The organism is uncultured Varibaculum sp. (assembly GCF_902489465.1).
Classification (GTDB): domain Bacteria; phylum Actinomycetota; class Actinomycetes; order Actinomycetales; family Actinomycetaceae; genus Varibaculum.
Genome location: NZ_CABTZZ010000013.1, coordinates 20,592 through 46,162 on the forward strand (window position 1 = coordinate 20,592; position 25,571 = coordinate 46,162).

The window sequence follows — 25,571 nt, forward strand, 5'->3', positions numbered from 1 at the left end:
TCCGAGTGGGCGCCGCGGGCATAAGAATTCGGAAAACGTCGCTACGTTTTCCGAATTCTTGGGCGGGAGCAGAAACCTTTCCCCGCATCGAGACACAAGCGACAGTAGATGCTGAGAGCACCAGAAAATGCGGGAGGCGATTTTAAGTCGAGGGGAAGATTTTCAGGATACAAGGGGCGCAGCCGGTAAAAGATACGACAGGGACACGCAAGCCACCAGTATCTTCCTTATTCGGAAACATACCTATTAATCTCTTGAGATAATTCCCTATCCTCGCTTTAGCGAGGAAATCGGGGCCCCCGGAGTGCTTTTACCGAGCCAGCCCCGATACGGGAGACAACCGACAACCCCCTACACCGGCAGCTACCAATGGCAGCAATCTACAGAAAATGTGGGGGCGAGATTAGCTCGCCCCCACATATCAGGTAATTTACCTACAGATTTTCAGCTGTAGATTTAGCAGTTATTTGCTGTACATGTGTTCCATGTAGGATTCGATTTCGTCCAAAGACCGTCCGGAGGTTTCCGGCATGATCTTGAATAGCACCACTGCAATGATCAGGTTCAGTACCCCGTACATTGCGTAGGTGGGGCCACCACCTAGAGCAGCAATCATCGGCGGGAAGGTCCAGGTAATAATGGCGTTCATAATCCACATACAGAAGATGGCAGTACCATTCATAATTCCGCGCACATTAGCCGGGAACATTTCACCCAGCATCGTCCAGACTACGGTACCGTTCGAAGACTGTACTACCAGCATGAATAGCGACATCATTAGCAGCACCAAGTACCCGGCCCAGACCGGCACACTGCCGGCTGCGTCATGAGGAGCAATCACGAATTGGAAGATTATGGCAATTCCCAGCAACAGGATACCTACCAAGGTGACGTCCCAGATCAAAATGGTGCGCCGGCGGAACTTGGTAATCAGAATCAAGCCGATTGCCGAACCCACCACGCTCATCACGCCGTTAGCTACCTGCGCAGTAATCGCGGCCGAAGTTCCCATACCGGCAATACCCAAGACTTTCGGGGCGTAATACATAACGGTGTTTACCCCGGTGGTCTGGTTTACAATCGCCAGGAATATACCCACGAACATTAGTTTACGCAGCCACGGCGTGTTCATTACGTCGCGGAAAGTACCCTTCTTACCGTGTTTCTCATTCTGGCGAGCCTCGACCATCTCGTAGAGTTCGTCAGTAAGATCCCCATCTTTCTTGGGGTCGCGTACCCGCTTCAAGGATCCAATAGCGGCGTAAACTTCCTGCTGCAGCACATGCCAACGTGAAGACTCCGGCATCAAGTGCATCCCTAGCCACAGAGCAACGGCAGGCACAGAACACAACACAATCATCCAACGCCAGGCAGAGCCGTTACCGGCGGAAACCGCCATATTCGAGATGAATTCGTGGATTGCTTGGGCATCAGAGCTACCCAGGTGCTTAGAAACGATCTGGTTTAAGGCATCCCAGGAGTATTCTCCGGCCTTAACTACCCCAGCAGGATCCGATTTGACGGTAATCTGCGGGCCGCCGTGAGCAGAGTTAATGATGGCATTCATCGAGAAGGCTAACAGCTGGCCGACTACAATCATCAGCTGGTCAACCGCCACGATGGTACCGCGGATACGCTTGGGTGCAGTTTCCGCCAGGAATACCGGCACGGTTGCCGAGGCGCCACCTACGGCTAGCCCCAGGATTAGGCGGAACGGATACATTACCCAAATATTGGGGGCGAAAGTATTTCCGAGGGCGCCGATCAGGAACAGAATCGCCAGCATGATGATGTTGTGTCGGCGTCCATAACGGTCGGAGAGCCGTCCTCCAAATAGCGCTCCGAAGGCTGCGCCAAGGGTAAGAATACCGCCAATCGCACCCTCTTGAGCCGGGGTAATCCCCATGCCGCCTGCACCATGTGGCATATACATATAGGGCAGGGCTCCGGAGATAACCCCGGTGTCATACCCGAATAGCAGGGAGCCTAGCGTAGCCACTGCGGCCACGGCGATAACTCCCCGGTGTTTACCGGAGGCTGGCGTTTCTTGCACCATTTCGCGCAGTTCATCTTTACTCAACTCATTAAGAGGAGTTTTTTTCTTATTTATTTCCATTGCTAGAACTTTCTATATTGAAGAGATAGGTTATTTGTCGTAAGTAGTGATGCCGCTTACTTTAGGGACATCGTGCCATTTACCGTCTGCGGCTGAAGCCACCGTTGCCTGGTCGATCTCGGCTGCCGACCAACCATCAGCCACTGACGGCGCCACCTGCTCACCGGTTAAAACACCCGACAAGAATTGGAAACACTCGATCGCTTTCATATCGTCAAAGCCCATCGAAGTGCCCGCCCCCGGCTGGAAACGTGAGAAATGGGGATAGTGAGGATTAGCCATCGAACGCACATACCCGTGAATAACCCCATTATCCTGACCAATACAAGCCTGCAGATCATTGAGGTATTCAAAGTTCCAACGCACCGAACCCTCGGTACCATAAACTTCCACAATATACTCAGCGCGCGGCCCCACGCTCACGCGAGAAGACTCCATAGTGCCCACCACGCCGGAATCAAAACGCACCATCATGGCCACATAGTCCTCGTTCCCGACTTCTTTCTTTTCATCAGAAACTTCCCAACCAGTATGCCCCACACCAGCCTTAGTGGGAATAGGACGCTCTTTAATAAACGTGTCGGTAAGCGCCGACACCTGACTAATCCGATCACGCAACACATACTGCACCAGGTCAGCTCCATGACTCATGAGGTCACCAACCACACCAGCACCTGCCTTATCCCGGTCATAACGCCAGGTATAAGGCCCATCAGGACTAGCAGCATAATCAGCGATTAACCAACAACGAACGTTGGTAATCCGCCCTAGCTTCCCCTGCGCAATCAGTTCCCGTGCCTGCTCAACTGCCGGGGTATGACGATAGTTAAAACCAACCGCCGTATTAACCCCCGCCTTCGCCGCAGCCTCAGCAATCTCCCGAGACTCAGTAGCACTTACCCCCATTGGTTTTTCAATCCAGAAAGGCTTACCAGCCTTCGCCGCCGCAACCGCGATCTCACGATGCAAAAAGTTCGGCGAACAAATAGACACCACATCCACTTCCGGATCGGCCAACACTTCCCGATAATCGGAAACCGCTTTCTCAAAACCCAGGGCACTGGTTGCCAGCTCTTGAGTCTGCACGATCGGATCACAAGCAACCACCAAACGCACCTCAGCTCCCAACTCCGGGAAACGCTCAGCCATCGCCTTATACGAACGCGTATGCAAACGCCCCATCCAACCCAGGGAAATAACCCCTACGCCAATCTTTTTCTTCTCGGCCATATAAACTCCTTACCCAGCCACCATCGGCTGCAATCCATTGAGCGCTTTGGAGCCTCCCTGCTCTCTTACGCACGCCATTCAATGTAACCGAAATATTTCGCTTTGTCCAGAATTTGACTTAACATTATTACATTTAATGGGGGATGGGGTTAGGGAGAAAAATATACAAAGAGGCGCGGGGAGAGTCTACCTGGGCGAATGCCCGATATAACTCTCCCCGCGCCTTGTAGCTATCAGGAACCGAACGAAAGATCTTGCCAGATCTTCGACTTTAACGATCCCCTTAAAAAGCCAATGAAAACCTACTTGGCTTTCTCAATGATTTCGCTAACCCGCCAACGCTTGGTCTTGGACAAAGGACGAGTCTCCATAATCCGTACCAAGTCGCCGGTGCCGCATGAGTTGTTCTCGTCATGCACCTTGTAGCGCTTGCGGCGGTTAATCACCTTGCCGTACAAGCGGTGCTTAACGCGATCTTCTACCTGCACAACAACCGTCTTGTCCATTTTGTCGGACACCACGTATCCCTGCAGCACCTTGCGGTGATTGCGCTCTACCGTAGCGGTCTTCTCTGTTTCTTCGCTCATGAATCCTACTCCTCAGCCTGCGGAGCGGTACGAATACCGAGCTCCCGCTCTCTAGCAATGGTGTAAATGCGGGCAATATCGCGACGCAGCTGCCCGATCTGTCCACGATCCTCACCAGCACCGGTGGCCAGCTGGAAACGCAGATTAAACAGTTCGGTCTTAGCTTCGTCTAGCTTCTGGGAAAGCTGTTCTTCGTCCAGCAAATCCAAATCAGACATTTTAAGGCCCTTTGCCATTACTGATCACCGCCTTCACGACTAATGAACCGGGTCTTAATCGGCAGCTTATGCTGCGCACGGCTCATAGCTTCCCGAGCGATATCTTCAGACACGCCCGCCAATTCGAACAGTACGCGACCAGGTTTGACCGGAGCCACCCACCATTCGGGAGAGCCTTTACCAGAACCCATACGAGTTTCGGCCGGCTTCTTGGTCAGCGGACGGTCAGGGAAAATGTTGATCCACACTTTACCGCCACGCTTGATGTAGCGTGTCATCGCAATACGAGCTGCCTCAATCTGCCGGTTGGTTATGTAGGCGTGATCAAGAGCCTGGATGCCGTATTCGCCGAACGCCAGTTCGGTACCGCGCTTAGCCATGCCCTTACGGTTAGGGCGATGCTGTTTGCGCCATTTAGTCCTACGAGGAATTAACACGTTACTCCTCCGTTCCGTTTTCTTGCGGCTTATCGGCCTCGGCTACTGCCTTTTCGGTAGCAGCCTCAGCTGCGGGTGCCTCTTTTTCCGAGGACGCGGCATCGGAGTTTTCCGCCGGTGCCTGGGTTGCGCCCTCTTGCCGGCCTTCGCTACGGCCGCGACGTCCGCCGCGTCCGCCATCTCGACCTGCGCGGCCGCGACGTCCACTGCCGCGTCCACCGCGTCCACCGGATTCAGCCTGTTTCCGGGCGAATTCGGTTTCGGTGAGATCGCCTTTATAAATCCACACTTTCACGCCGATCCGTCCGAAAGTGGTGTGAGCTTCATAGAAGCCGTAGTCGATCAGGGCGCGCAGCGTATGCAACGGCACCCGACCTTCGCGGTAAAACTCTGAACGTGACATTTCTGCCCCGCCCAAACGACCCGAGCACTGCACCCGGATCCCGAGGGCTCCCCCGCGCAGCGCCGACTGCATACCTTTACGCATTGCGCGCCTAAACGATACGCGCGCCGCGAGCTGTTCCGCGATTCCTTGCGCCACTAGCTGCGCATCAATCTCAGGATTCTTAACTTCGAGGATGTTCAGCTGCACCTGCTTACCGGTGAGCTTCTCCAAATCGCCACGCAGGCGATCTGCCTCTGCGCCGCGCCGGCCAATAACGATACCGGGGCGAGCAGTATGCAAATCAACCCGTACCCGATCGCGGGTACGTTCAATATCGATCTGCGAAATCCCGGCGCGCTCTAGGCTCTTTTCCATGACCTTGCGAATGCGCACATCTTCATCTACGAAATCACTGTAACGCTGTCCCGGCTTAGTGGAGTCCGAGAACCAGCGGGAACGGTGATCGGTGGTAATACCTAACCGGAAACCGGTAGGGCTAACCTTTTGTCCCATTAGTCGTTCTCCTCTTCCTGTTTGCCGTCAGAAACCTCGATCGTAATGTGGCTGGTCCGTTTGAGGATTCGCCCAGCACGCCCTTGAGCGCGCGGACGGAACCGCTTCATGGTGGGGCCTTCATCTACGTATGCCCGCGAAACTTTGAGTTCCGCAAACGTTTCTTTGTCGCCAGACCGATCTGCTTTAGCGGCGGCGTTGTACATTGCGCTGCGAAGCACCTTGCGAACATCAGTTGCGACCGCTTGCGGAGCGAAACGCAGGATGTCGTAGGCCTCGAGGGCGTTCTTGCCGCGAATCATGTTCACGACGCGACGCGACTTCTGCGGCGTAGAGCGCACGAAACGCGCTTTCGCCATGCCTTCCATCTTTGCCTTCTTTCTCTTCCGGCGCGCCTAGCGGCGGCGTGCCTTTCGGTCGTCCTTGTCATGTCCGCGGAAGGTACGAGTAGGAGCAAATTCGCCCAACTTGTGACCAACCATGTTTTCAGTGATGTACACCGGAACGTGTTTACGTCCGTCGTGTACCGCGATAGTGTGCCCAATAAAATCGGGGGTAATCATAGAGCGGCGTGACCAGGTCTTGATAACCGACTTTTTATTGGCGTCATTCAGAGCGTCGACTTTTTTCATCAAATGGTCGTCGACGAAAGGACCCTTCTTTAGGCTACGTGCCATGATTTATCTCCTACCTAACGCTTCTTGCCGGTCCGCCGACGACGCACAATCAGGCGATCGCTGGCTTTATTCGGACGGCGGGTACGACCCTCGGGCTTGCCCCAGGGGCTAACCGGGTGACGACCACCGGAGGTACGGCCTTCGCCGCCACCGTGCGGGTGATCAACCGGGTTCATTACCACACCACGTACCTTGGGACGATTTCCCTTCCAGCGCATGCGTCCGGCTTTACCCCAGTTGATATTGCCGTGGTCAGAGTTACCAACCTCGCCGATGGTGGCGCGGCAAGCAGCCTCTACGTTACGGATTTCCCCGGAAGGCATCCGCAGCTGGGCATATTTGCCTTCTTTCGCCACTAGCTGCACGGATACTCCCGCACTGCGAGCGATCTTGGCTCCCCCACCAGGACGCATTTCCACTGCGTGAATCACGGTACCCAACGGAATGTTGGTTAGTGGCAAACAGTTGCCAGGCTTAATATCAGCAGCCGGCCCCTGTTCAATGCGGTCACCCTGATGCAGTTTATTGGGGGCAATGATGTAACGCTTTTCGCCATCTGCATAGTGCAGGAGGGCGATATTGGCGCTGCGGTTCGGATCATATTCGATGTGGGCAACCTTTGCGGGCACCCCATCTTTGTCGTGACGACGGAAATCGATCACGCGGTAACGGCGCTTATGTCCCCCGCCACGCCGGCGGGAAGTGATACGGCCGTCGTTGTTACGTCCCCCGGTTTTGTGGATAGGACGCAGCAGAGACTTCTCCGGATGGTCGCGGGTGATTTCCGCGAAATCGGAAACCGATGCGAAGCGACGCCCGGGAGTAGTCGGCTTGTATTTACGAATACCCATTACTTGTTCACCCCTTACGCAGACGCTTCGTTGAAGATATCGATTGTGCCTTCAGCGAGGGTAATAATGGCGCGTTTGCCATCTTTCCGCTTGCCATATCCGGTGCGAGTACGTACCCGTTTACCTTTACGCGCAATCGTATTTACGGTCTTTACTTTCACATCGAAGATTTTTTCGATGGCAATCCGAATCTCGGTCTTATTGGCTTTGGGGTCTACCTCGAAAGTGTATTTCCCCTGATCCATTAGGCCATAGGCTTTTTCCGAGACGATCGGGCGGTAAATAATATCCCGCGGGTTCTTAGTAACCTCGAGTGCCATTGCTTTACGCCTCCTGTCCGGTCTTATCGGCGATGAACTGGCGAATCGCGGCCTCAGTGAAGATAACGTCCTCATTGTTGAGTACGTCGTAAGTATTGAGTTGGTCAACCATGAGCAGATGCACCTGCGGCAGGTTACGCACTGACAATACCTGTTCTTCTTCCGAGCGGCTCAGCACTACCAGAACGTAGCGCTGATCTACCAGGGATTCGATGTGTTCGCGACCCGCTTTGGTGGAAGGGGTATCCCCGGCTACCAACTGAGACACGAGATGCATACGGTCCTTGCGTACCCGATCAGACAGGGCGCAAGCCAGTGCGGCCACCTTCATCTTCTTGGGGGTGCGCTGGGAGTAATCACGCGGTTGTGGGCCGTGGGCTACTCCGCCACCACGCCACTGCGGCGCGCGGATGGAGCCTTGTCGAGCCCGGCCGGTGCCTTTCTGACGCCACGGCTTCTTGCCGCCACCGCGCACCCGCCCACGCGTCTTCGTGGAGTGAGTACCCTGACGAGCCGCCGCTAGCTGGGCGTTAACTACCTGGTGCATTAAAGCGATATTGGGATCCCGATCAAAAATACTGGCGGGCAGATCAACGCTGCCAACTTGCTTACCAGCGGGATCAGTTACGTTTAGCGAAAGATTAGTCATAGTTACGCACCTTTCACTGCACTACGAATCAGGACAATGCCACCCTTGGGACCGGGAATAGCACCGGTAACCAAGACAATGCCTTTTTCGGCATCGACTGCCTGAACTTTAAGATTTTGGATGGTTCGGCGATCTCCACCCATGCGTCCGGCCATACGTAAGCCTTTGAATACGCGTCCGGGGGTGGCGCAAGCGCCGATAGAACCAGGTTTACGGTGGTTACGGTGAGCACCATGGGAGGCGGAAACGCCGGCAAAGCCGTGTCGTTTCATAACCCCGGCGAAGCCTTTACCTTTGGTCTTTCCGGTAACATCCACTTTCTGGCCGACTTCAAAAATGTCGGCAGCCAGTTCCTGGCCAAGAGTGAATTCGTCATCTCCGCCGGTACGCACCTCTACCAGGTGGCGACGGGGGGTGACGCCTGCTTTATTGAAATGGCCGGCAAGGGGCTTGGTGACTTTGCGCTGGTCAATCTGGCCGAAACCGATTTGAATGGCGGTGTAGCCATCGGTTTCTTGGTCGCGAACCTGCGTCACCACGTTCTTGTCGACCTGCACGACGGTGATGGGAACGACTTTTCCGTCCTCGTCCCAAACCTGCGTCATGCCTAGCTTGCGGCCGAGAAGTGCCCGAGTGGGTACTGCGGCAGCCGGCTGGGTCTGCGTGGTCATAATTATTTTCCTTAGAGTTTGATCTCGATGTTTACGTCAGCGGGCAAATCGAGACGCATTAGCGAATCGACTGCCTTAGGCGTCGGGTCGACAATATCGATGAGCCGTTTGTGCGTACGCATCTCAAACTGCTCGCGACTGTCCTTGTACTTGTGTGGCGACCGAATCACGGTGAACGTGTTCTTTTCGGTCGGCAAAGGTACTGGGCCTACCACTGTGGCGCCCGCGCGCTGGACCGTTTCCACGATCTTCTTCGCGGACGAGTCAATGACCTGGTGGTCATATGACTTCAGCCGGATGCGGATTTTCTGTCCCGCCATTCCGTCTACCTCTTCTTCTTCCGTAGATGTTTCCCCGGTGTTTATCCCGGGCCTGCCAGGGGATTTCCTCCCTTGCTTGCGCTAAGCCCGCCGGGGCGAACTTAGCCGGTTGCAAGCGCAAAAAGCCCTAAAACATTTTAGGGAGGTGATCTGTGTGATCCCTGGCGAACTGTTTCACCAGGCACGAATCGATTCCTGCATTCTTGCTACCGGGCGCTAGGAGAGCGGGTACGCGCTGCGCACCTTTCAACTAGAGCCAGTAAACAACTCTAACGCGCCGCCTAGAACCCTTTCAAGCTGCACTCATGTGAATGACCCCACGTCCCCGCATCCGGGCGTGTCGCGGCACTTATTTTTGCCACGCAAGGGTTGTTTTTCCTAACCTCCTGCGCGGAAACTAGGTTTTTCCTCCCGCCCAAAAACTCTAAAAATGCTCTACGCATTTTCAGAGTTTTACGCCCGCCTAGCCTGATCGGATAAAACCTAGTTCCCGCGCGGCCTGCCAAGAAATACTCTTACGCAGGCACCATACTTGAGCGGGAAAAATCTATCCGAGTGGGCACGGTGAAATTGTCTGCCGCAATCAGGGAGCGCCGCGCTCGACCTTTCTTGCTCTCATTCACGGCGACCTGTCGGAATTTCCGACAGGTCGCCGCCACCTCCAACTCGTCCTCGGAATAAATATCGCCATTTTCCCCTCCCCCGCGTTTCCCGTGGCGAAAATTTCCGCGCATAAACGCCGCTTTGAAGTAACAGGATTTAACAGATGCTGGGCATCAACTCCTGCTGTGGGGGTTAGCGATAAACTTCGCGCCGATGTCTTATGAAGAGTGCAAGAATAACAAAGCGGTCATCTTTGATTTCGACTATAAGCCGATAATCCCCAATCCGATAGCGCCATAATCCAGCTAAATTTCCCGTTAAAGCTTTTCCGAGGGCGCGTGGGTTTTCGGTACCGGAAATATGCTTAGTGATCCATCCCTTTATGATGCGTTGTGTGTAACGGTCAAGCTTTTTAAAGTCTTTATCAAAGCGTTTCGATGTTTGCAGGATCCATCTCATAGACCGCACTCTTCCCATAGTTCTTCAATGGGACGTGATTTGCGGCCATCGCGCTCGTATTCTTCAAGAGCTTCGCGCGCTATTTGTAAATCGTATTCATCTTCAAGCCGCTCAAAGAACGCCTGTTTAAAGGCATCGCCAAGAGAGATTGAATGAATGCGCGCATAGCTGGAGGCTAGACGTTGTTCTTCGTCAGTCAAACTAATAGATATCGGCATAATACAATCTCCCCTTTCCTTTACTTCATAGTATTCCGGTTATGGGCAAACACCTCAAGGGTGCGGCATTTATTTTCTAGCGCATAGTGGTGCGGGCACGAAACTTGAGCGCGGGGGAAAGTTATATCCGAGTGCGCGCGGGTCGCGGCCGGTAAAAGATACGAGAGGGACAAGCAAGCCACCAGTATCATCTATAGTCGGAAACATACCTATTGATCTCCTGAGATAACTCCCTATCCTCGCTTTAGCGAGGATAGCGGGGTTCCCGGAGTGCTTTTACCGAGCCAGAGCCGCGCAGAAATAACCGGAGGAAAAACTTTTTTCCCCCCCCCGCGGGCTTGGATACCGGGCGGGGATGGAGTTATCAGGCTACGGCGAAATTAATTAGCTGCGGCGGGGGCTTCTTCGTCTTGGCGATGGCGCCGCGCGGCGGCAACCAGGATGCCGGTACTAAAGAGCGCGGCCGCTGCGATCAGGAACGGCACCACGTAAACACCGGTCTTGGGCATATGCGGCTTGGTGGGCGACGGTGTCGATGGCGCCGGAGTTTGTTCCGCCATCATTTTGGGGGCAACCGAAATATTGAAAGTCCATACGTGCAGGTCAGGATTACCGGAGGGCATAGTAATTAAAAACGGTTTAATCCGACCATATTTATGGGTGGTGTCTGCCGGTTTTTGATCACTCACCAGGTACAGTCCGACGGGAAGGTTAGCGAAGGTAACGTTGCCTTCGTCATCGGTAGTCATGGTTTTTGCGGGTTCTAAGCCTTTGGCCTCTGCCTGCTTAACCGTCATCTTTTGCAGCTGTGTCCAGTCGGCGGTAGGTAAATCTATCCCTTTGACCCGGTTAATCTGAATCACCTGTCCCCCGGCCGGGCCGTTGGGCAAGGATCCCGGTTTGGGGTCATCGTAAGGGTTGGCGGCGGTCTTGCTTATATGTAGCTGTCCCAGGCGCGCCGGATTGAAAGTTGTCGGGTCGAGACCGGTAATATCACCCACCACTACTGGTTGATCCGATTGCGGTGAGGCCATCGCCGAGGTTGGCACCAGGGCAAGCATTAGTGCGGCCAGCATCCCCAAGCCTGCTTTCAGCTTGCGTCGCATGCTGTTCACTGTGTCCTCCTTGCTTTTCGTGACGGGTAATGAGTAGTTATCTCGGCGTCGGTGGCGGGGATTCCGCCACTGGCAATCGGGGGTGAATCCCCGGATGTTTTCTTATTTTCTTCTTCGTCCTCGTCGCGGCGGCGCTGTTTCCATAGCCACCAACCGAGCAGCAGGGAGGCCAGGCAGGCCACAAAGATTATGGCTCCCATCCACCACGGCCATTCCAGCTTTCCGGCTCCGGCGAAGGGGTCGGTTTTATCCATCGGTACCCGCTCCCCGGTCACTAACAGCCGGTGACTGTTGATCCCGTAGGGCGTGCAGGTTAGGACGGTTAAAAGGTCTTTACCTTCTTGCCGCTGCAGGCTTTTCACCTGGTCGGGGCGGACTACTCGAATCCAACGCACCTGGTATTTGAGCTTTTGCCCCGCTACCTGCACATAGATAGCATCACCTTTTTTCACCTTCGTGAGGTTGTCGAGCAAAGTGGCTGTTGACAGCCCGCTATGCCCGGTGAGTACCGCGTGCGTTCCTTTCCCCCCTACCGGGAGCGAGGATCCGTACAGATGCCCGATTCCGCGTTCTAGGGTGTCTGGCTGGGAACCGTGGTAGATAGGTAAATCTACTTTGATTCCCGGGATTACCAGACGTCCCATTTCCGGGACGATATTTAGTTGTTTTAGATACACCTGATAGGGATTGTTGTCTTTGGCTACCCGCGCCAACCAGGGATCCAGGATGGGGGCTCCCGGCGTGTGCTGGTTATATGCCTGCGCTGCCTTGAAAGAATCAGACAGCTGCTGCCTATCAAGATATTTTTCTGCTTTTGAGTATTCATAGGCGATCTGGAGTTGGCGGGCATTGTTCCATTGGGTTGCTACCACGGGGTATAACAACACCGCAATACCCGCCAACGCCAAAATTACGGGAATCAGAGTGGAGCCGCGGCTGCGTTGGGATTTGCCTTTGCGCTGCGTAGTTGCTCCGCTGCTTTTCTCTTTCTTCCCCAAGATTCGCCTTGCTATTTAATGTCGGGGAGCAGGGCTGCTCCCCGACACTTAATTATAGTTATGCGCGTACCCGATTGCGACGGGCATAGTAGTATGCTCCGCCCAGCAATCCGGCTGCCACGATCAGGAACAGGATGATGCCCGCTCCACCGGTTAGTGGTAGCTTAGATAGGATATCTGAGCTCTTTACCGTGTTCTGGTAATCGACCTCTACTGGTTTATTCTGATCAGCAGCGGCTTTAACCGTGTCCTTATCGAAGCCGACTTTCACCACGGAGCTGCCCAACTCGTATCCGTCAGGCGCTTTGGTCTGCACGATGCACAGACTATTGTCACGTGCGCCAAGAGGTTCTGAGCTGGCTTCCCCAGCCTTCAACCCGGTCAAGATAGCCTCGCCAGTGGTGGAAGGATCACCGGTAGCTGCACTATCACAGGCGTAGACACTAAACTCTGCCCCTTTATCATTGATATCGGTTTGCCCGTCTTTGTTGTTTACTTGCAGCTTAGCCATCGGAATATCCGGCTGGTCTTTAGGATCAGTTTCACTGCCGCCATTTTCGCCTTTTTCTGATTCGTAATCGTAGGCTGCCTTGTTCTTAATGACCCATTTACTGGCGTCTTCGCTCCAAATGGGGTCACCTTTGGGGGCAACTTTACCGGTAAGGGTCACTCGTAGGGTCTTTCCTGAATTGGCATCCAGCTTGGCAAGTCCGGTTTTAGTTAGCTCAATTCCATAAGGAGTGCTGGTCAATACCGTGTAATCAGCAGCATCTAGCGCGGTCGTGGTATCGCCATCTACAATCTCAACTTTCTCAATCGTCGAGTTGTCGCTATCCACTTTCAGCGGACCGGAAGGAGTATCAGTGACTTTGTAGCTCTTTAACTTGTCACCTTGATCTTTCGCGGTCAGGGTAGGAATCGGGGAGTCAATCTCGAACTTCATCTCGGAACCGGGTTTAATGACCTGGTCTTTAGCGGTGATGTCTTTCTTGGTGATCTTCCCGGCTGAGCCATTCTTGGGGTACACGGTAACCGTTTCCATCCAGGTTCCAGTATCCGGATCAGTCATCGGAATCAGGATCAAGGATGGGAGCGCCGCTTTGTATCCGGTAGGCGCCTCGGTCTGGGTCAAACGATACAAACCGGGCTTGACGGTAAAGGAAATCTTGCCATCGGCACCCAATTCCTTCGTATCTTCAACTGCCGGGTCTGCCGGAGTAAAGTTAGCGGTAGTCGCTGTGGTGGCTGCATTGTAGCCAGCGGCGGTGGTTACATCGTAGTTACCTTTTTCCAGTTTGAAAGTACCCGAGGGCAGTTTCTTATCAGCATCAAAATGACCGCTCTTGCCGTCGGCGGGAACTCCGGTTTCTCCAATCTGCGGCTCTACTGAAATCGTGTAGTCTTTAGTTGCATCAATCGCGGGGGCCGCGCTGGCGCCAGGAGCACCGACTGCTACCAAGCCCAGGGCAGCCATGCCCAAGGCGGCCGCTAGCGCCGTCCCCCTCCGAACAAGTTTCTTGGTATTGGAAAACATTTTTACCTCATTTATGTTTTTTCTGTTTATTTAGGTTTAAATACTTTTTTAACTTCTTTGTCTTAAGATGATTGCGCTTTGCCCCCTCTATTACCCGGGGTCGCTGCCAGAGCGGAAGAATCTTTGCCGAACCAACGATCTCCTCCAGGCAGCCAACATCCACCCAGCGGGTAGACGCGGCAAGAGGGCGCGGTGTACTTTTTTCATTCGCGCCTCCTATGCCACATTACGGCTGCCGATGCCAACACTAGGGATATGCCAAACGCCCAGAGCCACGGTAAATACCCACCGGTTAAGGGGAGTTTCCCGAAGGTCACATCGGCTAGTTCTATCTGCCAAGCGTTAATCTGGGTAGTCGGCTTATAGACGGCGACCAGTCCGGAACTTTGAGTTTCCCCGCTCAGCCCAACTTGAGTGTCTTGGGCATCCGCTTGGGTAACCGGATCGAGGGTAATGTCAAACTTCCAGTCGAATGGGAATCGTTCTCCGGCGTTCTTACCGGCATTAAGGTTTGCCACCAGGTAGCTTCCAGGAGCCAGCTCGGTTGCGGATTCATAAACCCCGTTTTGTCCCGCAACTGCTTTCAGGGGTATTTCCTCCCCTGGCTGTCCGTTCGGTTCGGCTTTGACCAGCTTAAAGGAAGCATCGGGGATAACGTTTCCTTTGGGGCTGTCAGCTTTATAGATACGCACTTTGGAGCCGTTGGTATAGACCGAGTACAGTACTACCCCGCGCTGCGTATCTTGATTCAAGGTGACTGTAAAGGGCGAACCGCTAAGGGCGTTCTTTACTAAACCTTGTTGGTTAAAGTTGGTGCTGTCTTCTAGGAAGAACCCTAGTTTATCTACATCCCAAGGCACCCAGTTTCCTGCCACTTTCAAATAGGGGGTGGCGGAAGTATCAGGTTTATTACCGGTGACTACGCAGGTGCTTCCGACCGGCACTTTCGGTAGGGAAACGAAATTGCCCCGCTCTGCCTGGTCGGTTGTACCCTCTACTTTGGGATATTTCCCATCCGCATAGGCAGCGGGTACTGGAAGCCCCTCGGGGTAGGTACAGGAGTAACTGTACTGATATTTGGTGTCAGCGGGTAGTATTTCATCACGGCGCGCTCCCTCTACCGCTGTTCCTACTTCGTATTTGGCGTAGGGGGCAAAGTAGAAATCTTCAAAAGTAATAGTGGTTACTTTTTTGCCCTCTTTATCCAGATTTAGGGGGCTGACCTTTAAGGAATCGGGTTTGCTTTGGTTAGCGGATTTCTCTTCTTGGTTTGGCGTTCCCTCGGTTGTTACCGTGGCACTGGGGTTTAGGGACAGCTGGGGAGCATAGGTTGCTACCGGGTCTTTGCCGTCTTGGTTTTCATGCCAGAACACGCATTTGGAGGTGGCGGGTACGAAGTTTGCGCCCTCTTGCCCGGACAACAAGCTCACGGTAGAGTCAGCAGCCAAATCCGCCGATCCTTGGTAAACCTTGGGGTCGCCGCTCGCCTCTTTTAGATATTTGTCGGTACACCGATAGTGAACCCGGTATCCTACTTGCCCTTTATCGACTAATACCTGCCCGAACGACATATCCGTGTCGGTACTATCGTTGCGCACCACCTGCGCAACTTTAACGTTCGCTGCCGGGCGGTCAAACTTGTTTTCGATAGTGAACAGGGATTGCTTTTGTGATTCTTGAGCATCATTTACCAATTGGGGGTGAACGATAAATCCGAGAATCTGGTGATCCCCGCTCTGCAAGTTCAGGTTGGGATCATCTTTCACCTGCGAGTTTTGCCCTTGGTTATAGGCGAACAGGTCGGTTAATCCGTCTTTATTCGCAGTCACAGTTGGTTGGGTCGCGTCTTTTGCAATGCTGGTGGTGACTTTGGCATCTAGTTGTGGGAATTTCGCTTCCGCTAATACGCAGCGATAATTCACCGGAATCAACTGATTGGCAACCGCATCCTCCCAAGTACCAGGATTGGTAGCGCTCTCTTTGAAAGTCAACTCTACGTTGATAATCGCGGCAGCGCTACCGGGGATTTCTGCCCCTTCAGCTCCAATCAGAGGAGGCGGAGCGCAGTATAGACGGGCGCTAAAGGTTTTCCCATGGGCGAGCTCAGCCCCGTTACCACTATTATTCAAACTGACTTTCACCTGGGTTTTTTGGAAAGTGTAGTTGTTCCAAGGAACCATAGTTCCCGCAAAGTTCTCGGGTAAGGTATCGGGCACTACCGGGTTGCGGGGCTTACCTTGCGGATCTTTGGGGTTGTCTTTTTCATTGTTGAAATACGGATTAGCTTTGGCTTCTTTATCTCGCGGTAACAGCACTTGGGCTTTAACCGTAGTCCCTTCATCTGCCGGGCGACATTTATCTGAGGAGGCCTCGCAAGCAGTCGCGGGTTCACGGCTGCGGTAGCCGTCAGTTATCTCCCAGTAGTGATCCCAAACAGTGTTTTCTACCTGTGCAATATCGGAGTTTTCGGTGAGGGTACAGACTGCTCCCGCCGGCAGGGCATCAACCACGTGCCATTCACCTTGCAAGAAGCGTCCCATAGTGGCTCTGCCACTGGGTTTAAGGTTTTGCAGCCGCGAAGCCAGGTCATTACCAAAGCTTGCCTGGGCATCGGTATTTACATCTATGGTACGCGGAGAAGGAATGTTAATCGCTTTCCCGTTCAGGGTGCAGATCCAGTCCATTTGGAACTGTTTATCCCCGGAGATAATGGTTACCCCTTCACCGCCGACTTTCTTTTTGAGGTTGAAAGAGGCGAGCTGCATCCGGTAGTCACGTTTTAGGGTAATGCTTTGCCCGTCACCGGAAGTCCAATCGTATTGGTAGCCGTCAGTGGTAGCCGTGCCGTTTGCGCCCTCCCATTCAGGTTTCTGTAACGTGGTTCCCGGAATCTTCAAAGCGGCGTCACTAGCACTAACAGAGCAATTCCAGTCATTAGGCACGCTTAAGGGTTTCGCGCTGCCCCCGTTGGATAGCTGCAGAGGATAGGTAACCGTGGACTCGTTAGCTCCGGAACCTAGTTTGCAGGAAACGCTTAGGGGAACCATTTTGCTATCGGCATCATTATCAGCTATCCCGAGGGCGGCTTTACGCCACTGGTCGGGTACCGGGATTCTGTCTGTAGTTGCGGTAGCATTCGCTGCTTTAGAGGTCCACATACTAGAGCTAGAAGCCAGGTTTACGCTGGTAATTTTGGTTTTAAACCACAGGTGTAAAGTTTGGGTACTACTCTTTCCGCTTTCGGGAGCTTGCGTATTCGCCGTTAACTGTGCTCCCTGGTCTGCCTGCTCGTAATCGTCGCCACTAATGTTGTAACGGATCTCAAACTTACTTTCTTCTACTTGCGGTATTAGTCGCCCGCTGAGACTGCAGTTCGCTTGAGAGGGAATCCCCGCAGTTGCTATCTCGGTGGGGCTCCCATCCTTTAAATCGATGGCAACCGTTTGGGGGTCAGCCACGCCCTCGCAGCTAAGGGTCGCGTTTACCTTATCGGGAATCAAGCTGCGTAACGCCTGATATTCGGGACGCGAATGAATAATTGGTCGCAGATACCAACTACCCGCCGCAGGTAAGGAATAGGTGGTAGTTAGGTCAACGGTTGCAGTTCCGCTGGCAGGAATAGTGACTTGTTGTGGCGGAGCCTGATAGTTAACGGAAATATCGCTAATATTTTGCGGTACTGATTGAATATTGCAGACTGAACCAGCCGGTAAATCGGTTAGAGTTTGGGATCCATTTCCAGTGATAGTAACGGTTTTATCTGGTTGTGCTGTATCCCCGGGAACCCGACAGGAGGCAGTTATCAGATTATCTTTAGTCATTAGAACCTGCTGGGTTGCTGCCTCAGGTTTCGGGTTTGCCCAGGCTAAAGTGTGGTTTATTTCCAGGCTTGCCCGCTTATAGGTCAAATCATTGGTGACGGTGACATCTTTTATAACGGTGGTGTCGGTAATGGGGTTGATTGCTATCGGTGCCGGTATTGCCACCTCAGCATTTTGGAGAGCGCTACCTTGCGCGTCCTCGCTCAGGGTACAGGAGGCTCCAGCAGGAACACTCTCCACTATTTGCGGCTCTGAACGTTTGACACTGAAATTATAGGTTTCATTACCGTTTACCGGCAGACTAATTCCTTCGTCTTGACAGGATAGATGCATAGGGAATTCTTTATTTACCCCTTGCCCCGCAGCCTCGCCAGTGAGCTGTTTAGTCACCCGCAATTTGCCTTTGAGGCGCTGTAAGTCCTCGGTGAGGTGGATGACTTGCTCTCCACCGGAATGAACCCAGAAATAATTATTCTTACAATTCTTGGCGGTGCTTGGCTTACTGGTCGCATCTTCGGCGCAAATCGTGGAGCTGTAGCTGTCTTTGGTTACAACTCCGGGAATCTTTACCGGCTGCCCTATAGCCGGATTCGGTCCGTGGATATTAGCATTTGGCGGAGTGGTAGCAAATAAACAGTGCGTACCCACCGGCCAGATGTCATTTCCATTTTGGTCTTTACCGAGGGTAATACTGGCAGTTCCATCGGTGTTTACTCCTACCCAGTCCACTCCGACGAAGCCGGGATAGGAACCCACGTTAGTTTCGGGAAGTTCCGGGGGTTTGGTGGGGTCAGGCATGAAACGGCAGTTGTAGTAAACGGGAATCTTCTTCGGTAAGGTACCGTTAGCGATTTTTGCTGCTATCGCCGCATCGTTACCAGAGTTGGAGAACTTTACATCTACTTTGATATGCGCTCGCAGCGACGAATAGGTGGTGTTTGAAACTAATTGCGAAATCTCGGTAGTGGTGTTGTCCGGGTTAAATAACTGGACATTACCCACTATCTTGTTGGAAACAGATTGTCCACCGTCTTTAGTTTTCTGGGTTTGGGCTTCGTCTAGCTTGAAGTTGGTTCCTTTGACTTCAGTGTTGGAAGTGAAAAGTGAATTCGCTTTTGCCAGGGTGTAACCCTCCGGTAAATTTAGGGTTTCGTTAATTGTGCATTGCGTACCGACCGGCATAGCCACATCGGAAATATCTATCGGATCTAAGGTAGCAGCTACATTTAGCCCTTTTACTTGGCGCTTAGCAGTTCCTTGCGCTACTACCGCCTGGGGGTCTTGCGCCTTGGGGTCGGTGACTTCCATTGGAAATCATAGCTGACACCTCCGTTATAAGCAGTGGGCTGTCCACCAATCTCATAACGAATTTGTTCGTTTTCTAATCCCGCTTTCTTGATTAGCTGCATTTTTTGCATCGGCCGTGAATAGCTAGAACATTTAATGGAGAAGAACTCGTTGTATTGTTCTGCCGTTATTCTGAATCCACTTCTTCCGTCAGTATCCTTGTCGAGATTTTCAGGGAAGAAATCTTGGTATTGTCCATCCGTCCTACTTAAACCTCGACAACGGGCATTATGCCCTTGGAACTGGGTAAGGACGTACTTGTCTGTTCGTTCTGGTTGGCGAACATCAACTCCTTTGGTCATCTGCGCTTTGGTTAGGTTTATTACTACGCGTCCGTCGTTTCCGGTGGAATAATTTTGGGGGGTGGTCGCGGTATCTAGAGGGCTAAAGTTAATGGTTTGCCGCGCATTCGGCTTCACATAGCGGAAATTCCCATCCAAAAGATCAGAGGTTAACGAAAGGTGGGTATCCTCCCACATCCACTGACGCATAGATCTTTCAAAAGAACCGTTTGCAATCCCATCACGCGCGGGGTTACTGAAATAGTCTCCATTGGGATAACCAAAGTGACCACCTGGAGACCCCCCGGAGCTATCAGAGGGGAAGGGAATATATTGATAGTTACTAGTAGGTTGTTGATAGTCTTCTACCCCGGTTAAAGCCCGGAGGAACATATGGCGGGTTGATTCACCGCCGCCGTCTGGATTAGGAAACTTGTCAACCCAGTCCCCCATTCCCATTGTGCGGATATCGGCTCCCAGATTACGAATCCTGCTGGCGACATCCAACATGCCTACACGCCCGGGATTAGCAGTCAGAGGTAACTCTTTCCACTTGTAGCTATGGGAGTCTTGGCTGTCTTTATTATCAGGATCTTCTACAAAGTTTTTAGCAGGAGTATCTAAATCTTTATTAATTAGATCTTGGTTAAGTTGCTCCTCATCAGACTCGCCATCAATATAGTGGTTGATTTTCCAAACATCGTTTTTCCTGTCGTAAACGGACTTGTCTAGATGCCAGTGCGGATCCGATGCCGACATGATGATGATTTTGGAATAAAGGGGACGCGGAACAAAATCAGCTTCACCGGCATGTTCTTTTAATTGTTGCTGCCGGTAACGCAGCATATCCAGATACAGCTTACCTAAGCCCCACTCACCGTTACCAGCGTACCCGGTTTGCATATTTCCACCATTGCCATTGGTGGCATCCAATGACCAGATCTTATTCATTACTTTCTGGTAACCCGCAGCATCTGCCAGTGAAGTGGCTTTTAAGTCAGGCGTGTTATTACCGTACCGTCCTTGGTCTTGTTTACGGGCATAGTGGTAAATGCCGACCGAAAGGGGTGATCCTTTGAGAGGCTCAATTACGTTCGCTACCGCCTCGTTCTGATCCCAGTTGCGACAATTCGCGCTCAACTTACCATCTTGAAGACGTTTTCTTGACGCCGGTATTTGCGGGTAATCTTTCGGGCAGGGCTTATTCCCAGTTCCGGTGATCCCTCCACCCATAGTTTGGTAGCCATACCAAGAACCGAACTCAAAGACTAAAGCAACCGAACCCGCGTTTTTTATGTCTTCAGATTCCAGGTCACGGGGAGGATCTGAAGGCCACGGGTCATCAGCACCCCCAATTATAGGGTGATTCGGGTTAGACGGTTCAGCCTGTGCCTGTGGCAATGTCAATACTGCCACTGGGATCATGGCGATTACCAACCCCAGCAGGGTCAGCACCGCGACCAATTTCTGAGATTTGTTATGTCCTGCCACGTTACACCTAACAATCTTCACACTTTTCATATGAGTATCCCCTCCCACAACGATGTAAAGAAGGGCACTAGTACTAGTAAAAACGATTATAGTGTTACCACAATATGGAAAACAAGATTTTGAGGAAAAAATTCCGATAGTTTTCGTATTATGAGACGTTATCGCTGAAAGCTACTCTATCCATCCCCCCACAATAAAACCCTTTAGCCCCCGTTACCCGTCAGGGAAGGACTCTCGGCAACAAAAAAGTTGTGCCTGGGAGTTACCTCCCAGGCACAACTAAAAAGATTAGAAACTAATCGGAGATTAGTTTACAGATCGATCTTGGTTACACGACCAGAACCAACGGTGCGTCCACCTTCACGAATAGCGAAGCCCAGGCCGACCTCCATAGCGATCGGCTGAATGAGCTCCACCGAGATTTCGGTGGTGTCGCCGGGCATAACCATTTCCTTGCCCTCGGGCAGGGTGATAACGCCGGTAACATCGGTGGTACGGAAGTAGAACTGGGGACGGTAGCCAGAGTAGAAGCTCTTGTGACGTCCACCCTCGTCCTTCTTCAGGATGTAGACCTGACCCTCAAACTTGGTGTGGGTGGTGATAGAACCGGGAGCCACCACAACCTGGCCACGCTCCACGTCTTCACGCTTGATACCACGTAGCAACAGACCGGTGTTGTCACCAGCTTCAGCCTGATCCATCGACTTGTGGAAGGTCTCGATACCGGTAACGGTGGTCTTCTGCGGTTCGCGAATACCGAGGATTTCTACCTCGGAGTTCAGCGGAAGGGTACCGCGCTCCACACGACCGGTAACCACGGTGCCACGACCGGTAATGGTGAATACGTCCTCAACCGGCATCAAGAAGGGCTTATCGAGATCACGAACCGGTTCCGGAATGTATTCGTCAACCGCTTCCATCAGCTTCTGAACCTGGCCAACCCACTTTTCGTCACCCTCGAGCGCCTTCAAAGCGGAAACCTGGATGATCGGAGCGTTGTCGCCATCGAAGTCCTGGCTGGACAGCAGGTCGCGGCATTCTTCCTCAACCAGTTCCAGCATTTCTTCGTCGTCAACCATGTCGCACTTGTTCAGGGCGACCAGGATGGCGGGAACGCCCACCTGACGAGCGAGCAGTACGTGCTCACGAGTCTGAGCCATGGGGCCGTCAGTTGCGGCAACCACCAGGATGGCTCCATCCATCTGGGCTGCGCCGGTAATCATGTTCTTGATGTAGTCGGCGTGACCGGGGGCGTCTACGTGTGCGTAGTGACGCTTCTCGGTCTGGTATTCAACGTGGGAAACGTTAATAGTAATCCCGCGTTCACGTTCTTCCGGAGCGTTGTCTACGTCCTCGAAAGGAGTAAACGCGTTCAGTTCCGGATAGGTGTCATGCAGCACTTTGGTGATAGCCGCGGTCAAGGTGGTCTTGCCGTGGTCAACGTGCCCAATAGTACCAATGTTAACGTGCGGTTTAGTCCGCTCGTACTTAGCCTTAGCCACTTAATGTCCTCCTGGACTCGGGTAGTTATCTATCGCTTGGTTGTCAAAGTAAAGGTTAACACCCAACGCGAATGATCTCCTACGGGTTTATCTGTGATTTTTAACAAAATAAAAGGCACCCGCGAGGGCTATTCGCCTCGGGTCTTAGCAATGATTTCCTCAGCAACTGAGCGGGGGACCTCATCGTAGCTGTCAAACTGCATCGTGTAAACGGCGCGACCCTGCGTCTTTGAACGCAAGTCGCCCACATACCCAAACATTTCCGACAGCGGAACCTTTGCCCGGACTTCCTTCACTCCATTGACATCGTCCATGGACTGAATAAATCCGCGGCGAGAGGAAAGATCACCCATCACGTCACCCATATACTCTTCCGGAGTTCTGACCTCAACGGCCATAATCGGTTCGAGCAATACGGGCTTGGCGCGACGTGCGCCCTCCCTCAAAACCATGTTACCGGCAATCTTGAATGCCATTTCCGAAGAGTCGACGTCATGGTAAGCACCATCGGTCAAGGTCGCCTTAATACCGGTTAGCGGGTAACCAGCCAAGACGCCTCCCTCCATGGCTTCGCGAATGCCCTGGTCTACCGACGGAATGTATTCGCGAGGAATACGTCCACCGGTAATCTTGTTTACAAACTCGTATGGTTCTTCCGCATCCGTAGGGAGCGGTTCGAAAGTGACCAGTACCTTTGCGAACTGGCCAGAACCACCGGTCTGCTTCTTGTGGGTGTACTCCACATCCTCGACCGTCTTACGGATGGTTTCGCGGTAAGCAACCATCGGTGCGCCCACGTTTGCTTCCACGTGGAACTCGCGTTTCATCCGGTCTACCAGTACGTCCAGGTGAAGCTCGCCCATACCGCCAATAACGGTCTGGCCGGTCTCGTCATCTAAGCGCACGGTGAAGGTCGGGTCTTCTTCCGCCAGGCGCTGAATCGCAATGCCCAGCTTCTCCTGGTCTGCCTTGGTCTTAGGCTCGATGGCCACGTGAATAACCGGATCCGGGAAGTTCATAGATTCCAGAACTACCGGATGGCCACTGTCGCACAAGGTATCGCCAGTGGTGGTGTCTTTCAAACCCACGAAGGCGTAAATGTTACCGGCGTGAGCAACCTCGATCGGATTTTCCTTATTGGAGTGCATCTGGAAAATCTTGCCAACGCGCTCTTTCTTATCCTTGGTGGCGTTAGCCAGGTTAGACCCGGCCTTAATCTGCCCAGAATAAATTCGCACGTATGTCAGCTTGCCGTAGAAAGGATGCGCGGCAATCTTAAACGCTAAAGCAGCGAAAGGAGCCTCATTGTCCGGAGGACAAAGCACCGTCTTTTCTTCATCGCGGGGTAAATGTCCCTCAAGAGCGGGAACATCCAACGGCGAAGGCAGGTAACGCAAAACGCCATCGAGAACCGGCTGTACACCCTTGTTCTTGAAAGCACTACCCGCGAACACCGGGTAGATTTCGCTCTTCAAAGTGAGTTCGCGAATACCCGCGATAATCTGTTCGTTGGTAAGCTCCCCGTTTTCCAGGTAAGCCTCCATCAATTCATCGTTGGCTTCTGCGGCAGCGTCAATCAGCTTTTCACGGTATTCAACGGCGCGATCTTTCAAATCGTCCGGAATTTCCGCGTATTCCAGCACCGCACCCAAAGTGGGGTCGCCTTCTTTAACCTTGCCACCGGCTTTCTCGGCCTGCTCGGCGCTGAAAGTCTCGGGGAAGTAGATTGCTTTCATTTCCAGCAAATCAACAACCCCTTTAAACTCAGCCTCAGCGCCAATCGGCAAGACCATAACAACTGGCTTGGCGTGCAGACGGTCTTCAATGGTCTTTACCGAGTAGTAGAAGTCCGCACCCAGTTTGTCCATCTTATTGACGAAGCAAATACGGGGAACATCATACTTATCCGCCTGACGCCAAACGGTTTCCGACTGGGGCTCTACGCCCTCTTTGCCGTCGAAAACGGCTACTGCACCGTCGAGGACGCGCAGGGAGCGCTCTACCTCAACAGTAAAGTCAACGTGACCAGGGGTGTCAATGATGTTAATCTGCTTACCGTTCCAAAAACAGGTAGTTGCCGCGGAAGTAATGGTGATGCCGCGTTCTTTTTCCTGTTCCATCCAGTCCATGGTGCCGGCACCATCATGGGTTTCCCCAATCTTGTAGTTGATGCCCGTGTAATACAGGATGCGTTCAGTTACGGTGGTTTTACCAGCATCAATGTGTGCCATGATGCCGATGTTGCGAACCTGAGATAGGTCAGCAAGCACTTCTAATGCCACAATCGTTCCTTCCGGTTAGGTTTACCAGCGGTAATGCGCGAAAGCCTTGTTGGACTCCGCCATCTTGTGCATATCTTCACGACGCTTCCCCGCAGCACCCAAGCCGTTGGAAGCATCCAAAATTTCGTTCATGAGGCGTTCGGTCATGGTCTTCTCGCGACGCTGCCGCGAAAAGTCAACCAGCCAACGCAGCGCCAAAGTGGTCGCGCGCGCCGGGCGCACTTCCACCGGAACCTGGTAGGTGGCGCCACCTACACGACGAGAACGAACCTCAAGAGCAGGACGAACATTTTCTAGAGCTCGTTTGAGCACGCTTACCGGTTCCTGCTCGGTACGTTCACGTACGCCCTCGAGCGCACCGTAAACGATACGTTCCGCCAAAGATTTCTTGCCGTCTAGCAGCACCCGATTGACCAACTGGGTGACAATGGTCGAGTTGTAAACCGGATCAACTGCCAAAGGGCGCTTGGGAGCTGGACCTTTACGAGGCATACTACTTCTTCTCCTTCTTCGCGCCGTACTTGGATCGACCTTGGCCACGGTCACGCACACCCTGGGTGTCCAGCGCGCCGCGCACGATGTGGAAACGCACACCGGGCAGATCCTTTACACGTCCACCACGCACCAGCACAATGGAGTGTTCTTGCAGATTATGTCCCTCGCCGGGGATGTAAGCGGTCACTTCAATACCGCTGGACAGGCGAACACGCGCCACTTTCCGCAATGCCGAGTTCGGCTTCTTCGGGGTGGTGGTGTAAACACGAGTGCAAACGCCGCGACGCTGGGGAGACCCCTTTAGCGCACGAGTTTTACTCTTCGCCTTCTTAGTTGAGCGTCCTTTGCGGACCAACTGTTGGATGGTAGGCACTACTTCTCCTGTTACTTAATGTCGAAACACTTGCCACGCGGTACCAAGATATCAGCCCCAGAAACGGGCATACTGCAC

The 25,571-nt window shown here is 52.9% G+C and carries 25 protein-coding genes; all 25 read right to left on the reverse strand.

Annotated elements, in window-relative coordinates:
• Positions 1-463: 463 nt before the first annotated feature.
• The 25 genes from RDM26_RS03970 to rpsL all read right to left on the reverse strand — a co-directional run bounded on the left by RDM26_RS03970 (position 464) and on the right by rpsL (position 25,493).
• On the reverse strand, positions 464-2,116 hold the full coding sequence (locus tag RDM26_RS03970; RefSeq protein ID WP_307737743.1) for an MFS transporter: 1,653 nt from the start codon (positions 2,114-2,116) through the stop codon (positions 464-466).
• Between the two features lie 30 nt (positions 2,117-2,146).
• Positions 2,147-3,346 carry a Gfo/Idh/MocA family oxidoreductase gene (locus RDM26_RS03975; protein WP_307737744.1) on the reverse strand — a complete coding sequence of 400 codons (1,200 nt, stop codon included), beginning with the start codon at positions 3,344-3,346 and terminating at the stop codon, positions 2,147-2,149.
• A gap of 302 nt (positions 3,347-3,648) precedes the next feature.
• Positions 3,649-3,933 (reverse strand): 30S ribosomal protein S17, encoded by a 285-nt coding sequence (gene rpsQ / locus RDM26_RS03980; RefSeq protein ID WP_278606096.1) that lies wholly within the window; start codon positions 3,931-3,933, stop codon positions 3,649-3,651.
• A 5-nt stretch (positions 3,934-3,938) separates the two neighbouring features.
• The gene (gene rpmC, locus RDM26_RS03985; protein WP_022864270.1) at positions 3,939-4,169 is read right to left on the reverse strand and encodes a 50S ribosomal protein L29; all 231 of its coding nucleotides are present in this window, start codon (positions 4,167-4,169) and stop codon (positions 3,939-3,941) included.
• The gene (gene rplP / locus RDM26_RS03990; protein WP_024059446.1) at positions 4,169-4,588 is read right to left on the reverse strand and encodes a 50S ribosomal protein L16; all 420 of its coding nucleotides are present in this window, start codon (positions 4,586-4,588) and stop codon (positions 4,169-4,171) included. Before rplP ends, rpmC begins: the two co-directional genes overlap by 1 nt.
• Before the next feature lies 1 nt (position 4,589).
• Entirely contained in the window at positions 4,590-5,486 is an 897-nt protein-coding gene (gene rpsC / locus RDM26_RS03995) for a 30S ribosomal protein S3 (protein ID WP_278606097.1), read from the reverse strand.
• A complete protein-coding gene (gene rplV, locus RDM26_RS04000; RefSeq protein ID WP_022864273.1) occupies positions 5,486-5,854 on the reverse strand; it encodes a 50S ribosomal protein L22 in 369 nt (122 codons plus the stop codon). Before rplV ends, rpsC begins: the two co-directional genes overlap by 1 nt.
• A gap of 27 nt (positions 5,855-5,881) precedes the next feature.
• The gene (gene rpsS, locus RDM26_RS04005; protein WP_024059448.1) at positions 5,882-6,163 is read right to left on the reverse strand and encodes a 30S ribosomal protein S19; all 282 of its coding nucleotides are present in this window, start codon (positions 6,161-6,163) and stop codon (positions 5,882-5,884) included.
• Between the two features lie 14 nt (positions 6,164-6,177).
• Positions 6,178-7,014, reverse strand: a complete 837-nt coding sequence (gene rplB / locus RDM26_RS04010; RefSeq protein ID WP_278606098.1) for a 50S ribosomal protein L2 — start codon at positions 7,012-7,014, stop codon at positions 6,178-6,180.
• Positions 7,015-7,028: 14 nt separating this feature from the next.
• Positions 7,029-7,334, reverse strand: a complete 306-nt coding sequence (rplW, locus tag RDM26_RS04015; RefSeq protein ID WP_024059450.1) for a 50S ribosomal protein L23 — start codon at positions 7,332-7,334, stop codon at positions 7,029-7,031.
• A 4-nt stretch (positions 7,335-7,338) separates the two neighbouring features.
• Positions 7,339-7,983: a 50S ribosomal protein L4 gene (gene rplD / locus RDM26_RS04020; RefSeq protein WP_278609058.1), complete on the reverse strand. Its 645-nt coding sequence runs from the start codon at positions 7,981-7,983 to the stop codon at positions 7,339-7,341.
• Between the two features lie 2 nt (positions 7,984-7,985).
• Entirely contained in the window at positions 7,986-8,654 is a 669-nt protein-coding gene (gene rplC / locus RDM26_RS04025) for a 50S ribosomal protein L3 (protein WP_278606100.1), read from the reverse strand.
• 11 nt (positions 8,655-8,665) lie between these two features.
• Positions 8,666-8,974 carry a 30S ribosomal protein S10 gene (rpsJ, locus tag RDM26_RS04030; RefSeq protein WP_022864279.1) on the reverse strand — a complete coding sequence of 103 codons (309 nt, stop codon included), beginning with the start codon at positions 8,972-8,974 and terminating at the stop codon, positions 8,666-8,668.
• Between the two features lie 515 nt (positions 8,975-9,489).
• Positions 9,490-9,708 carry a hypothetical protein gene (locus tag RDM26_RS04035; RefSeq protein WP_278609057.1) on the reverse strand — a complete coding sequence of 73 codons (219 nt, stop codon included), beginning with the start codon at positions 9,706-9,708 and terminating at the stop codon, positions 9,490-9,492.
• A 61-nt stretch (positions 9,709-9,769) separates the two neighbouring features.
• The gene (locus RDM26_RS04040) at positions 9,770-10,036 is read right to left on the reverse strand and encodes a type II toxin-antitoxin system RelE/ParE family toxin (RefSeq protein ID WP_278606102.1); all 267 of its coding nucleotides are present in this window, start codon (positions 10,034-10,036) and stop codon (positions 9,770-9,772) included.
• Positions 10,033-10,254, reverse strand: a complete 222-nt coding sequence (gene relB / locus RDM26_RS04045; RefSeq protein WP_024059454.1) for a type II toxin-antitoxin system RelB family antitoxin — start codon at positions 10,252-10,254, stop codon at positions 10,033-10,035. The genes RDM26_RS04040 and relB overlap by 4 nt, the downstream gene beginning before the upstream one ends.
• A 380-nt stretch (positions 10,255-10,634) precedes the next feature.
• Positions 10,635-11,360, reverse strand: coding sequence for a pilin N-terminal domain-containing protein (locus RDM26_RS04050; protein ID WP_278606221.1), 726 nt, complete (start codon positions 11,358-11,360; stop codon positions 10,635-10,637).
• A gap of 5 nt (positions 11,361-11,365) precedes the next feature.
• Positions 11,366-12,367, reverse strand: coding sequence for a class C sortase (locus RDM26_RS04055; RefSeq protein WP_307737745.1), 1,002 nt, complete (start codon positions 12,365-12,367; stop codon positions 11,366-11,368).
• Between the two features lie 58 nt (positions 12,368-12,425).
• On the reverse strand, positions 12,426-13,901 hold the full coding sequence (locus RDM26_RS04060; RefSeq protein WP_278606104.1) for a SpaH/EbpB family LPXTG-anchored major pilin: 1,476 nt from the start codon (positions 13,899-13,901) through the stop codon (positions 12,426-12,428).
• Positions 13,902-14,104: 203 nt separating this feature from the next.
• Positions 14,105-19,030, reverse strand: coding sequence for a DUF5979 domain-containing protein (locus tag RDM26_RS04065; protein ID WP_307737746.1), 4,926 nt, complete (start codon positions 19,028-19,030; stop codon positions 14,105-14,107).
• Positions 18,988-20,871, reverse strand: coding sequence for a hypothetical protein (locus RDM26_RS04070; protein ID WP_307737747.1), 1,884 nt, complete (start codon positions 20,869-20,871; stop codon positions 18,988-18,990). Before RDM26_RS04070 ends, RDM26_RS04065 begins: the two co-directional genes overlap by 43 nt.
• Before the next feature lie 281 nt (positions 20,872-21,152).
• On the reverse strand, positions 21,153-22,343 hold the full coding sequence (gene tuf / locus RDM26_RS04075) for an elongation factor Tu (protein ID WP_278606106.1): 1,191 nt from the start codon (positions 22,341-22,343) through the stop codon (positions 21,153-21,155).
• 128 nt (positions 22,344-22,471) lie between these two features.
• Entirely contained in the window at positions 22,472-24,625 is a 2,154-nt protein-coding gene (fusA, locus tag RDM26_RS04080; RefSeq protein WP_024059456.1) for an elongation factor G, read from the reverse strand.
• A 21-nt stretch (positions 24,626-24,646) separates the two neighbouring features.
• Positions 24,647-25,117 (reverse strand): 30S ribosomal protein S7, encoded by a 471-nt coding sequence (gene rpsG, locus RDM26_RS04085; RefSeq protein ID WP_307737748.1) that lies wholly within the window; start codon positions 25,115-25,117, stop codon positions 24,647-24,649.
• Position 25,118: 1 nt separating this feature from the next.
• The gene (rpsL, locus tag RDM26_RS04090) at positions 25,119-25,493 is read right to left on the reverse strand and encodes a 30S ribosomal protein S12 (protein WP_022864284.1); all 375 of its coding nucleotides are present in this window, start codon (positions 25,491-25,493) and stop codon (positions 25,119-25,121) included.
• Positions 25,494-25,571 lie beyond the last annotated feature (78 nt).